Genomic DNA, 12291 nt, shown 5'->3' with positions numbered 1-12291 from the left:
CGGGCGCCCAAAACGGAACACCGCATCACGCCTAGGTTCGTCATCGGTTGCGGCAGGCATTTTTCGCGTCGCCCCGTTAGTGTTTCTTGCGCGCATTGAAGTTGCGCATCCTCGGCGACACGACGTTCCGCGACACCGGGAAATCCCAGATCTCCGCGGTGTCCTGCGCCTCGTAAGCGGCAAAATGCTCGTCAAGCATCAGAAGGTCGTCGATCCGGTTGCCCCTGAGACCGAAACCGCGTCCGATAGCGCCAAAATCCGGACGCCCGAACACCGCACCGCTTTCGTCCACACCGTCCGCCTTCAATTTGTGGATTTCCGCGCCATACGCCCCGTCGTTGAGAGCGCAGATCAAAAGGCGGATACGATGCCGCCGGATCGTCTCCAATTCCTGGATATGCATGATCAGGCTGCCATCACCTTCCAGGAGGACGACTTTTCCGTTGCCCGTCGTCGCGGCAATGCCTGTCGCGATGGAAATGCCGTTGCCGATCGCCCCGAACTCGCGGATCACATGGAAGCTGGTCGGCCGGCGATTCCGCATGTGAGTATAGAAATAGGACGAGTGCCCCGAGCCGCTGACGATGTCCCAGTCCTTGGGAATCACCCGGTCAAGGGCGGCAACCAATGTGCGCGGATCCACGGTGCCGCGCTCGATTTCGAATTCGGCATTATCGCCAAAGAGATGCTTCAGCCGTCCAATGACTTCAGGCGTCCTGAACCCCGGCGTAGCGCGTCCTTTGTTCCGCATTTTTGCAACAAGCGCATCCGCCGCCCGTCTGGCATCGGCCCGCAGATAGGCGTTCGCAGCCGCATGTCCCTGCACCAGGCCCTGGGGCGCCTCGTCCACCTGGGCAATGAAGGCATTCGGATAAAGGGAGCCTCCATCCATCGTGTGATGGGTCAGCCTTGCACCGAAAGCCAGCACCATGTCCGCATCGTTCATCAGCGCGGTTGCGACCGGGGTCGCGAAGCCACCGCTGACGCCGAGCGAATAGGCGCTTTCATCAAAGAGGCCCCGCGCCGGCAATGTTGTGGCCAGCAGGGCACCGGAGAGCTCAGCAAGCTCCAGAAGGCGGTCGCGCGTCGCGTCGGGAAGAGCTCCCCTGCCCGCCAGGATCACCGGCCGCTCGGCAAGCCGCAGCCGTTCCGCAAATTCATCGAGGATTCCGGGATCCGGCTCGACCGGAAGCATGGCTGGAAGCAGCGCATGCGACGTCGTGTATGCGCCGAGCCCTGCCGTCCGGTTCTGTTGCAGGTCATAGGGCACACCGATCACAACCGGCGTGCGCTCGCTTCGCGCGATAAAGAATGCCTCCCGCACATAGTCGGGCATTCGACGGAGGCTGTGGGCACGGATATAGGTCGCGCCGGATGCCGTGACGACCGGACCCTGGTCAATCATCTGATTGTGCCAGGCGGCATTGATCGGCGATTCCCCTGAAAATATGACGAGCGGCACATGGCCGTGCACAGCGGAGGCAAGCGCCGTGGTGATCTGCGTAAGACCCGGCCCGCAGGTGGTTGAAGCAACGCCAGGCTTGCCCGTCGCGCTGTGATAGCCGATTGCCATCGCCACGGCACAGTGCTCGTGCCTGACATGGACGGTGCGGACGCCCGGCAGATGGGACAGCGCAGTCGCCCAATGCATGTTGCCGTCGCCCATCAGGGTGAAAAGCACGTCGGTGCCCTCGCGCTTGAAAGCATCCGCAAGCACTTCGTAGAGCCTTGATTCAGTTGTGCCGCCGTCCATCGATCCTCCCGCAGCGCCGTCAGGACTAGCGCCTTCCGTCTTCGCCGGCGTCGCGTGGTGTTGCTGTGCCGCCAAGCCCGTAATCGTCCGTATATTTCACAATATGAAATACTATTTCACAATAGAAATTTACTGTCGTGCCATCTTCCCTGTCAACTCCATATTTGCCGGCCGCCTTCGAAGTCCGGCGCCATGCGAAAAGCCACGCGTCAGGTCGTCGGTCCGCGGATGATGCGCTCGAGCGCCAGAAGTGTCGTGACGATTGCCAGCTGGACGACGGCCATGGCCGCCAATGTGCCCATGATGCCTTCTTCATAGTAACGCAGCAGCGCTACGGTCAGTGTTTCCGTGCCATTACGGTAGAGCAGCAGCGGAATGGTCAGATCTCTTGCCGAGATGGCAAAGACGATGATGAAGGTGGCGATCGCACCGCGGCGCAGCAGGGGGCTGAGGATATAGAAAACGGTTTTCAGCCAGCTGCCGCCATGCACGCGCGAGGATTCTTCGAGCTCGTTGCTGATCTGCCCAATGGCGCTCTGCATCGTCGAGGTACCGAGCGGCAAGCCTTTCATCACGAAACCGATCATGATGACACTGGCGGTGCCATATAGGTTGAAGGGAGCGGGCGGCAGGGCCCAGGCCCAGAGCAGCGCCAGCCCGAGGACGACCCCCGGCAGTGTCCACGGCGCCCATGCGAGCATTTCGAGCCATGGGCCGAGCCGGTGGCGCGACCGTGTCCGAATATAGCCGACAAGCCCCCCGATGATCACCACGATCAAACCGGACGCGCCGGAATAGATCATCGTATTCTTCAGCCCGCGGATTGCCCTGTCGTCCTGCCAGAGCGTCACCCAGTTCGCCAGCGTGACCTGGTCGAGCTTGTAGAAGCCGAAGACGGGGAAGAATGAACTGATGACGATCTGCAAGACGGGTGCTACGACCGCCAGAACAAAATAGATGACGAAGACGGCAAAGATCGACCAGCGCGCCACGTTCGGCAGACGAAGCACGGCCGGCCGATAGCCCTTGCCCGTTATGACCGTATATTGCTTGTCTGCGATGATCCGCCGCTGGATGAAGAGCAGGGCCAGCATGATGGCGATGATCACAACCGAGAGCGCCGTCGCGGCATTGTATTGCGGCGGATGCCGGTAGTTCAGCATTCGGTAGATTTCGTTCGAGAAGACGTAGACGCCACCCGGGTTGCCAAACAGCAGGGGATTTTCGAAGGACTCGAGCCCTTGTACGAAGACCAGGATCGATACCCCGATGATCGCTGGCGCCAGCATCGGCAAGGTGATGACAAGAGCGGTCTTGTATTTGTTGGCACCGAGCGTGATCGCCGCCTCCTCAAAAGACGCATCCATCGACTTGAAGAAGCCGACGAGCATGAGAAAGATGAACGCGATCGTGCTCAGGGAGGAATGGAAGATCAGTCCGGTCCAGCCATAGAGATTGATGATATTTCCCTTGATGCCAAAGACCTCCTGGGCCCACTGGTTGATCAGGCCGTTCTGGGGATTGCCGAGCATCAGCCAGGAGATGCCGGTGAGCAGATCCGGAATGAAAAACGGCACCGGTATCAGCCAGGTCATCAAGCCGGCGAAGGGCACGTCGGTGCGCGCCACCGCCCAGGCGAAAAGCAACGCGAAGACAAGGCCCACTGCGAGGCGCGAAACCGCGAAGATGATGCTGTTCATCAGAATCGGCAATAGTTCGCCTGCCTGCAGCAGGACCGAATAGCCGTTAAGCGTCAGGGTGCCCCAACGCCCAGGCTGTCCGGTGAAGAAGCTGGACGCAATCAGCACCGCCAGTGGATAGAGAATGATGACCACCAGCAGCAGCGCAAGGAGATATACAAGCAGCGACGGCCGGATACCGAGACGGTGAATAAGCGCGGTCTTCGGCCGGCGGCCGGGCGTCGTGCGATCGGGAACATGTGTTGACGGAACCCCGTCATCGGTGTCGTACAAGGCCATCGATCCTCACATGTAAAGGGCGAGATCACGTTCGGCAAAGCCGAGATACGCCTTGTCGCCGAGCGCCCATCCAGCATCGGCGGGGGCGCTCACGCGAACGGTCAGCGTGTCGTTGATATCCACCAGAATATCGTGCCGGTCTCCGACATAGGCCTTATCCTTGATCCGGCCTGCGACCCAGACGCGGCCATCGGCTTCCCTGTCGCGATTGAGACTGATCTTCTCCGGACGAATGAAAAAATGACCTTGAGTGCCGGCTTGGGAAGCGTCGTCCGCATTGCTGGTGCGGATACCACCGGCGGGCACCACCACGCGGACCGCCCCGTCGAAGGTCGGCAGGTCGATCGCCGCATCCCCGCCTCGACGCTCAACGGATGTCCGGATCTCGATCATGTTTGCCTTGCCGATAAACTCGGCGACAAAGCGGGTGGCCGGCCGGTCGTAGATCTCAACAGGCGTGCCGACCTGTTCGACACGTCCACGGTTCATGACGACAATCCGGTCCGACAGCGTCAACGCTTCTTCCTGGTCATGTGTCACGTAGATCGACGTCAGATTCAGATTGCGCTTCATCATCTTCAACTCGAAGCGCATCTGCTCGCGCAGCTTGGCGTCAAGATTCGAAAGCGGCTCGTCGAGAAGCAGCAGATCGGGTTTGAAAACGAGTGCCCTTGCGAAGGCGATACGCTGCTGCTGCCCGCCGGAAAGCCGGGTCGCGGGCTTCGATTCCAATCCGTCGAGCCCCACCATCTTCAGCACCTCGCCCACGAGATCCCGGCTTTCCTCCTTCGAGACGCCTCTCATCTTGAGGGGGAAGGCAACATTTTCGGCAACGGTCATATGCGGCCAGATCGCATAGGACTGGAAAACCATACCGAGCCCGCGATTTTCGATCGGCACGTTGGTCTTGCTGGACGAATCGAAGATCGTCCGCGAACTTGTGCGGATAGTGCCGGCAGACGGCTCCTCCAATCCGGCGATCATCCGAAGTGTCGTCGTCTTGCCGCAGCCGCTCGGCCCCAGCAATGTCAGCATTTCGCCCGGTTTTGCCTCAAGGTCGACCTGGTGCACGGCGACGAACGCACCAAACTGCTTCATCAGTTGCCTGACTTCGATACCGGACATCCTGCATCCCCTTCCAAAATGTGCGAGAGAGACAGGCCCGCCCCAGAGCTTTGGCGGTCCCGTCGCGTTACCTCAGGACGTCAGCGAATGCCGAACACCTGCTCCATCTGGTCGAAGAACGGATTGAGATCGGCCAGCATCTTGTCGGGAATGGGCTTCATCAGCTTGTTCTTCGTGACGCTCATCTCGGGAATGGGTGCATCGACATTGGGATGCGGAACCCCGCGTGCGACCGAGGCCCACAGCTTCAGCTGCGGAAGCTCGTAGAACCATGTTTCCAGAACCTTCGCCGCATTGGGATGCGGCCCGCCTGCCAGAAGCGCAATGGACGACGGCGTCCAGGCCAGCCCTTCGGTCGGAACAAGAAATTTCATCGGCGTGCCCGGCGGCAGGTTCAGCATGAACTCGCCGCGTCCCGAGAAGCCGACGGCAAACTGACCCCGGATGACCCCATCCTTCGTCGCGCTCGTGCCGCCCTGGATGATGACCGGTTTCGTTACTTCCGCGAACTTCTTGATATAGTCGAGACCGAGCGCTGGATCATTGTAGATCGCCGCCATCTGTGCGCCGCCGCCGTCCAGCGAGCGGGGATCCCGCATCACCACCTTGCCCTGCCATTTGGGATCGAGGAGATCCTTGTAGGACTTGATCTCGCCGTCCTTGACGAGGTCGGTATTGATGAGCAGGCCCTGAGCGCTGATCTGCACCGGAAACCAATAATCGGGCGGGTCCTGAACGAATGCGTCCGCATTGATATTGGCAAGCTCCGGCGCCGGCGGACGCCATTTCTCGAGAATACCGTTACGCTGCAGCTCGATCATGTATTCGTCGTTGCCGAGGAAGACGTCCCCCTCTGTCTTGCCGACCGCGCTTTCCGTAGACAGACGGTCCGTCAGGTTCCGCAGGCGGCCGTTGACCAGCTCGACTTCGATCCCGAAACGCTTCTTGAAAAGATCGGCACCGCCAGCCTTGATGAAGTCCGATGTCGTCGTAGCACCATACCAGACGACTTTTCCTTCCTTCAAAGCCGCATTGAAGATTTCCGGTCCGACGGCTTTGGCGACGGGATCGTCGGCAAATTTTTCAGGCAATGTTTCCTGAGCTGCTGCCGGAACCAATTGTCCTGCAAGACAGCCAGCCGACAGAAGCGCTCCCAAAACGAGGCTTCGCAGAAACGGTCCATGATTCGCCTTGATGCACATGCCTTCCTCCCAGAGACGTGTTATTATATTTCACATTGTGAAATACGATTTCATATATTGGCGTTGCCCGCGCGGATTTGTCAAACGCTTTCTTCCGGTCGGAGAAACTTCCTAGGGCACAATGAGAAATGGCTGCCGCATCGAAGATGCAGCAGCCATCCCAACTGCAGGGCAAGTTGGATCGCGCCCAGCTTAACTCACTGCATCAGCTGGACTTTTTGTCGGTACCTTTGCGGTAGCCGAGCCTTTCGGATATCTGCAAACCGCCCGCCAGCATGGTTTCGATGCACTTCTTGCGATGTTCCGCCGTGTATCTTGGCTGAGGCGTGAGGACATCCAAAGCGGCAACCGTGCGCCCCTGATAGTCCTTGATAGGGACTGCGATCGCGCCTCCGCCCGTCACGAACTCCCCCCGGCTTTCGGCGTAGCCGCGCTCGCGGATAACGGCCACTTCCTTGCGCAGCTCATCGGCGTTCGTGATCGTGTTTTCCTGGATCTGTACGCGATCGACACGCGTCAGATATTCATCCAGTTCCTCATCTGTCATCCCTGCCAAAAGGATTTTGCTCGATGCGCCGGCATAAAGCGGTGCATGCAGGCCAAGATCTGCCATTCGCCGCATGGCGTGTGTGCCCTCGAGAGAATCGATGTGCACGCGGCTATCGCCTGATCTAACGGAGAGGACAATGGTCTCCCCCAGCGCATTGCGGATTTGCCGCATGACCGGAATCGCCACGGTGTGCATATTACTCTGCCTTCGCCGGACATCTGCAAGCCTTACCAAGGTGAAGCCTAGGCTGTATCCATTGGTGTCAGGGTCGGTTTCGACGAAATCGTGTTCGTTGAGAACGGCCAGAATCCGGAAGACCGTAGGTTTGGGCAATCCCGTCGACTTCGCAATATCGGCCAGCCCTAGGGGTCCGTCCGAAGACGACAGGGTATTCAGGATGCCAACGGCGCGATCGAGGACCGCAATCGAATAGGAACTCGTCTTTGCTTCACCCTCTGCCGCCTGATTCTTGGGCTTGCGTCCCTTTTTGCGGGGCTGCTGGTCATTTGTGATTGTCATCAAGGACGCTCCATTTCACTATATGAAATAGCATATTAAATTATCGCGACTGTCAAAGCACCATGAAATTTTCGAGCAAATGGTTGCCACATATTGATTTCATATTGTGAAATCATATTTCACATATATTGACACGTACTTTTTCTTACGTAATTTTAGAGACAACGATCGGCTGATCGTCACTTTGCTCATCAATGAATTCGGAGGATATCCACGCGATGGAAACAAATGCCTATGATGTGATCGTCGTCGGCGGCGGGAACGCGGCCCTGACGGCGGCCTTGTCGGCTGCGGAAGGGGGAGCCAAAGTGCTGGTCCTCGAAAGGGCCCCAGAGCACAAGCGCGGAGGCAACTCTGCATTCACAGGCGGTGGGTTCAGAATGGTCCACCACGGCGCGGCGGATATCAAGAAAATCGTGCCCGATCTGAGCGAAGAGGACATCGCAAGAACCGATTTCGGCGAATATACGGCCGAGAACTACCTCGACGACCTTGGCCGCATCACACAATACTATATCGATCCAGACCTTGCGGAGATCATCGTTAAGAACAGTACCGATACCGTTCACTGGCTCATGGGCAGAGGCGTCAAATTCGTTCCGAATTATGGCCGCCAGGCGTTCAATCACAATGGCCGCTTCAAGTTCTTCGGCGGCGTTGTCATCTACGCGAACGGTGGCGGTGCCGGTCTCGTGGAAGCCGAATACAAGGCATGTCAAAAACATGGCGTCGAAGTGCGCTACGGCGCTCGTGCAAAGTCGCTGATCCGCGACAAGAGCGGTATTCGTGGGGTCCGTGTCGCTTCGGGTGGTGAGGAATACGAAATCTTCGGCCGTGCAGTGGTCCTTGCCTCAGGCGGCTTTGAAGCCAATCGCGAATGGCGCAGCCGTTATCTCGGTCCAGGCTGGGAACTCGCCAAGGTTCGCGGAACCCGGTACAACACCGGCGACGGGATTCAGATGGCGCTTGACGCCGGCGCTCAGTCCTACGGCCAGTGGTCGGGCTGTCACTCCGTTGCCTGGGAGCGATACGCCAACGACTACGGCGACGTCGACGGACAGCATACCGCCGGATACCGGCACAGCTATCCGTACAGCATCATGGTCAATTCGGAAGGCAAGCGCTTCCTCGACGAAGGTGCCGACTTCCGCAACTACACCTATGCCAAGTATGGGCGCGTCGTCCTGCAGCAGCCGGGCAGCTACGCCTGGCAAGTCTTCGATGCGCAGGTTGCTCATCTCCTGCGCGACGAATACAAGATGCGCGGAGCGACCAAAGTCAAGGCCGATACGCTCGAGGAGCTTGTCGACAAGATGGGAGACGTGGACTACCACAACTTCCTTCAGACGGTCCGCGACTATAACGCGGCTATCAAGAAGGATGTTGCCTTCGATCCGAACAGCAAGGATGGCAGATCCACCGTCGGGCTCGCCGTCAACAAATCGAATTGGGCAAATACGATCGAACAAGGCCCGTTCGAAGCCTATTCGGTCGGCTGCGGCATCACCTTTACCTTCGGCGGGCTGAAAATCGACACCGACGCACACGTCCTCGACATCGAAGACGAACCACTTCCAGGGCTTTTCGCGGCTGGCGAACTGGTCGGTGGACTCTATTATTTCAACTATCCGGGTAGCACCGGCTTAATGGCGGGCGCCGTCTTCGGACGTTTGGCCGGTCGAGAAGCTGCAAGCTTCGCCCTGAAGAGTAAATAGCTATTCGATGTAAGGAGGGCGGCTTTGAGCCGCCCTTTTGCTTTTCAGGATTTGTATTTGGCAGACGCTGCTTCACCGAAGTAGCGCTCTTCGAGCAATTGCTGAAGGGCTGCCCCTTCCCCGTCTGGCCCCACGAACGGAACGGGATAGGGATTGTCCTTTCGCGTTTCCTGAAACGCCTCGTAAGCGGCAATGCCGTGCTTTTGGAAGTCGTGCATGAAGTCCCAGACTGCGGCCCACATGACATGATGGGTGAAGCCCGGAAGCCATGCGAGGTTGACGCCCAGCTCGAGATGTTCCTCAAACGAGAGATAGCGCGGCAATTTTCCCTTCATGAAGGAAAACGGTCCTTTGAACGCGGCCCGGGCGAGCCGGATCTCATCGGTTGAATGGGGAGATTCAAGCTGCACCCAATCGACCCCGGCCTCTTCCCTGTAGGCACGAAGGCGGGCGATGGTGGAATCGAGGTCTGAACCAACGGCGTCGCGCGCATAGCATTGCGCCATTATGACGAAGTTGGGATCCAACTCGTTCTTCATATCCACAGCCGCCCTGTAACGCGCGATAGCCTGATCCAACGGCACGACTTCTACGCCCGCGTCACCGGTCCGGCGCTTGCCTTCGAGCGGCTGATCGTCGATTCGAATGCCGGCAATACCAGCTCGAATGCATTCCCGGACCATGCGGCGCACCGCCATTATTCCGCCATGGCCGGTATCTCCATCCATGATGATAGGGAATTTGACGGATTGGGCAATCCATCCGGCAACCGTTACGCATTCCATCATCGTCAGAGTCCCGACATCCGCAAGACCGGTATAACTGCCGACAACACTGCCCGTCCCTACGAACCCTATCTCGCAGCCGGTCGACTCCATGATGCGTGCAACTGCCGCACTTGGCGGATGCAGTACCGGCACCACGCGTTCGGTTTGATTCATCAGCTTTCGCAGCCGCACCGCTGCTGGCTCGCTTTCTTTCATACCGCCACCCAATACGCCTGGCTGGCGAAAATCTGCTGGTGAGTTCATCAGGACCACTCCTCTTTCTGACTGTTTGGTCGTTGACAGTATTTCCAATTTCGCTGTAACGTGCAAGCCATGTGAAATGCGATTTCACAATATGAAATTAGGGCAGCTACCCCGAACTGTCCTTGGACGGAGAATTAGCCATGCATGCTTTGGCAAAAATCATTGCGGCACACGCCGGTGTCGCAAGCGTCGAGGTCGGCGAAATCGTCAATGTGACTCCCGACTACATCATGCTGAATGACCGCGGCGCCGCACGAGCGCGCGCCCTTCTCAAGGAAATGGGCGCCGATCGCGTTTTCGATCCGAATCGCATCGTCGTCGTCTTCGATCACCATTACCCGGCGATCAGACCGCAGGACGCGGAAGCGCAAAAGGCGACACGCGCCTGGCTCAACGCCGAAGGCATATCGAAATTCCATGCCGGCGAAGGCATCGGACATGTCCTGTTTCCGGAAAAAGGCTATGCCTATCCCGGCGCCCTCATCTTCGGCACGGATTCCCACACGGTGACGAACGGAGCCGTTGGCTGCGTCTCGACGGGCCTCGGCCATTCCGACATCGCGTCCGGGTTGGCGCTGGGATACAATTGGGTACGCGTACCGGAGGTCGTCCGGTTCGATCTCCATGGCAAGCTGAAGCCCTTCGTGACTGCCAAGGATATCATCCTACGCATCGCGCAACTCTACGGGGAAGACGCCGCTGTTTATCAGGGTGTCGAATTCGCCGGGCCGGTGGTTTCCGAGCTTGGCATGGATGAGCGCCTTGTGCTCACCAATCTGGTCATCGATTTCGGCGGCAAGGCCGGTTACATACAGCCCGACGAAGTGACCTTTGACTTCCTCAAGGGACGATCGGATCCGGCGAAGTGGCAGGTAGCCACGACCGATTCCGACAAGGACTACGCAAACATCATCGAACTGGATGTCTCCGACATCGAACCGCTTGTCGCTTTGCCCCACGATCTCAGCCATGTCGTCGACGCCAGCGAAGCGTCAGACATTCGTATCGACGAGGCGATCTTCGGCACCTGCACCGGCGGCCGGATCGAGGATTTCCGTATCGCTGCACGGATCATGAAGAACAAGAAGATTGCGCCGCATTTGCGCATGATGGTCAATCCAGGCTCAGCGGCTGTCTACGCCCAGGCTGTCAAGGAAGGGCTGATCCAGACGATGGTCGAAGCCGGCGCCGTCATCGGCGTCCCCGGTTGCGGCCCTTGCTCGGGATGCCATCAGGGCATGATGGCGGCAGGAGAGGTCGGCATCACCAGTGCCAGCCGCAATTTCCGCGGCCGCATGGGGAGCCCGGATTCGAGCCTGATCGTGGCATCGCCCGCCACCGTCGCCGCATCCGCCATTGCCGGCTATGTCGTCTCACCAAAAGAATTCGCGTCATCCGGAGAAAATAAATGAAGATCAAGGGAAACGCTTGGACGTTCGGTAGCAATATCAACACCGATCTGATCTTCCCCAAAGCGTATTTTCGCCCCACCTACGAACCCGGCGAGATGGCGAGCCATCTGATGGACGGCATCGACGCCGACTTTGCGAAGAAGGCAAGGAGTGGCGATGTCATCGTCGCAGGCGCCAATTTCGGATGTGGATCGAGCCGAGAGGAAGCCGCAGCAGCCATGAAGGAATTCGGCATCGGCGCGGTGATTGCACCGAGTTTCAGCCGGCTTTTCATGCGCAACGGCATCAATTTCGGCCTGCCGGTGCTCACCTCCACCGATATCGACAAGCATGTCACCGAGGGCGACGTGATAGAGATCGACCTCACCGGCGGCTATTTCAAGAATATCACCAGCGGATATGAGACACGCCTCCCCCCTCTGTCGCCGGAGGCACTGAAAATGATGAGGGATGGTGGCATCAAGGCCTATACCAGGCGGGTCCTCGACGAGCGAAGGGCCGCGGCCGCATTGGCGAATGCAACGAATCCGGCGGCGTGACCGGTCAAAGGAAAATATCGATGAGAGTGCTTGTTCCCGTCAAACGACTGGTTGATTACAACGTGAAGATCCGTGTGAAGCCTGATGGCACGGGTGTGGAGCTTTCGAACGTGAAGATGTCGATGAACCCGTTCGACGAGATCTCGGTCGAGGAAGCGCTGCGGCTGAAGGAGGCCGGCAAGGCCGAGGAAGTCGTCGCCGTGTCGATCGGTCCGGCCAAGGCGGAAGAAACTTTGCGCACCGCGCTTGCCATGGGCGCCGACCGGGCGATCCTGGTCGAGACCGACGATCAGGTCGAGCCGCTCGCCGTCGCCAAAATCCTCAAGGGCGTCGTCGAAGCCGAGCAGCCGGGGCTGATCATCGTCGGCAAGCAGGCGATCGATGACGACTCCAACCAGACCGGCCAGATGCTGGCGGCACTGCTGCGCATTTCGCAGGCGACCTTCGCCTCGAAGATCGAGATCGG

10 protein-coding genes are annotated in these 12291 nt (G+C 58.7%); 4 read left to right on the top strand and 6 right to left on the bottom strand.

The features are described from left to right. Positions 1-76 precede the first annotated feature (76 nt). The 5 genes from ACPYOI_RS06930 to ACPYOI_RS06910 all read right to left on the bottom strand — a co-directional run bounded on the left by ACPYOI_RS06930 (position 77) and on the right by ACPYOI_RS06910 (position 7128). Complete coding sequence (locus ACPYOI_RS06930) at positions 77-1753, bottom strand: thiamine pyrophosphate-binding protein (RefSeq protein ID WP_481422692.1); 1677 nt, start codon at positions 1751-1753, stop codon at positions 77-79. A 209-nt stretch (positions 1754-1962) separates the two neighbouring features. Next, a complete protein-coding gene (locus tag ACPYOI_RS06925; RefSeq protein WP_481422691.1) occupies positions 1963-3726 on the bottom strand; it encodes an ABC transporter permease in 1764 nt (587 codons plus the stop codon). A 12-nt stretch (positions 3727-3738) separates the two neighbouring features. Further along, positions 3739-4857, bottom strand: coding sequence for an ABC transporter ATP-binding protein (locus ACPYOI_RS06920; RefSeq protein WP_481419372.1), 1119 nt, complete (start codon positions 4855-4857; stop codon positions 3739-3741). A gap of 80 nt (positions 4858-4937) precedes the next feature. Further along, a complete protein-coding gene (locus tag ACPYOI_RS06915; protein WP_481419373.1) occupies positions 4938-6059 on the bottom strand; it encodes an ABC transporter substrate-binding protein in 1122 nt (373 codons plus the stop codon). Between the two features lie 205 nt (positions 6060-6264). Beyond that, a complete protein-coding gene (locus ACPYOI_RS06910; protein WP_481419374.1) occupies positions 6265-7128 on the bottom strand; it encodes an IclR family transcriptional regulator in 864 nt (287 codons plus the stop codon). Positions 7129-7346: 218 nt separating this feature from the next. Here ACPYOI_RS06910 and tcuA point away from each other — a divergent pair, with 218 nt between their 5' ends. After that, entirely contained in the window at positions 7347-8843 is a 1497-nt protein-coding gene (tcuA, locus tag ACPYOI_RS06905) for an FAD-dependent tricarballylate dehydrogenase TcuA (protein WP_481419375.1), read from the top strand. Between the two features lie 44 nt (positions 8844-8887). Here the strand turns inward: tcuA and ACPYOI_RS06900 are convergent, their stop codons facing one another. Then, entirely contained in the window at positions 8888-9874 is a 987-nt protein-coding gene (locus ACPYOI_RS06900) for an isocitrate lyase/PEP mutase family protein (protein WP_481422725.1), read from the bottom strand. A 140-nt stretch (positions 9875-10014) separates the two neighbouring features. Here ACPYOI_RS06900 and ACPYOI_RS06895 point away from each other — a divergent pair, with 140 nt between their 5' ends. The 3 genes from ACPYOI_RS06895 to ACPYOI_RS06885 all read left to right on the top strand — a co-directional run. Further along, on the top strand, positions 10015-11286 hold the full coding sequence (locus ACPYOI_RS06895; protein ID WP_481419376.1) for a 3-isopropylmalate dehydratase large subunit: 1272 nt from the start codon (positions 10015-10017) through the stop codon (positions 11284-11286). Continuing rightward, on the top strand, positions 11283-11825 hold the full coding sequence (locus tag ACPYOI_RS06890; protein ID WP_481419377.1) for a LeuD/DmdB family oxidoreductase small subunit: 543 nt from the start codon (positions 11283-11285) through the stop codon (positions 11823-11825). Before ACPYOI_RS06895 ends, ACPYOI_RS06890 begins: the two co-directional genes overlap by 4 nt. Before the next feature lie 20 nt (positions 11826-11845). Next, the coding region (locus ACPYOI_RS06885; protein WP_481422690.1) for an electron transfer flavoprotein subunit beta/FixA family protein at positions 11846-12291 on the top strand (446 nt) is incomplete at its 3' end.

The organism is Rhizobium sp. SVR5-2C, assembly GCF_056755115.1.
The sequence above is the reverse complement of the archived record's forward strand: the minus strand, read 5'-3'. Positions and strand labels throughout refer to the sequence as shown.

Bases quoted from the DNA above. Each gene is read 5' to 3' on its own strand.
- ACPYOI_RS06930 (WP_481422692.1), bottom strand. From the start codon at position 1,753: ATGGACGGCGGCACAACTGAATCAAGGCTCTACGAAGTGCTTGCGGAT.
- ACPYOI_RS06920 (WP_481419372.1), bottom strand. From the start codon at position 4,857: ATGTCCGGTATCGAAGTCAGGCAACTGATGAAGCAGTTTGGTGCGTTC.
- ACPYOI_RS06915 (WP_481419373.1), bottom strand. From the start codon at position 6,059: ATGTGCATCAAGGCGAATCATGGACCGTTTCTGCGAAGCCTCGTTTTG.
- ACPYOI_RS06910 (WP_481419374.1), bottom strand. From the start codon at position 7,128: ATGACAATCACAAATGACCAGCAGCCCCGCAAAAAGGGACGCAAGCCC.
- tcuA (WP_481419375.1), top strand. From the start codon at position 7,347: ATGGAAACAAATGCCTATGATGTGATCGTCGTCGGCGGCGGGAACGCG.
- ACPYOI_RS06900 (WP_481422725.1), bottom strand. From the start codon at position 9,874: ATGAACTCACCAGCAGATTTTCGCCAGCCAGGCGTATTGGGTGGCGGT.
- ACPYOI_RS06895 (WP_481419376.1), top strand. From the start codon at position 10,015: ATGCATGCTTTGGCAAAAATCATTGCGGCACACGCCGGTGTCGCAAGC.
- ACPYOI_RS06890 (WP_481419377.1), top strand. From the start codon at position 11,283: ATGAAGATCAAGGGAAACGCTTGGACGTTCGGTAGCAATATCAACACC.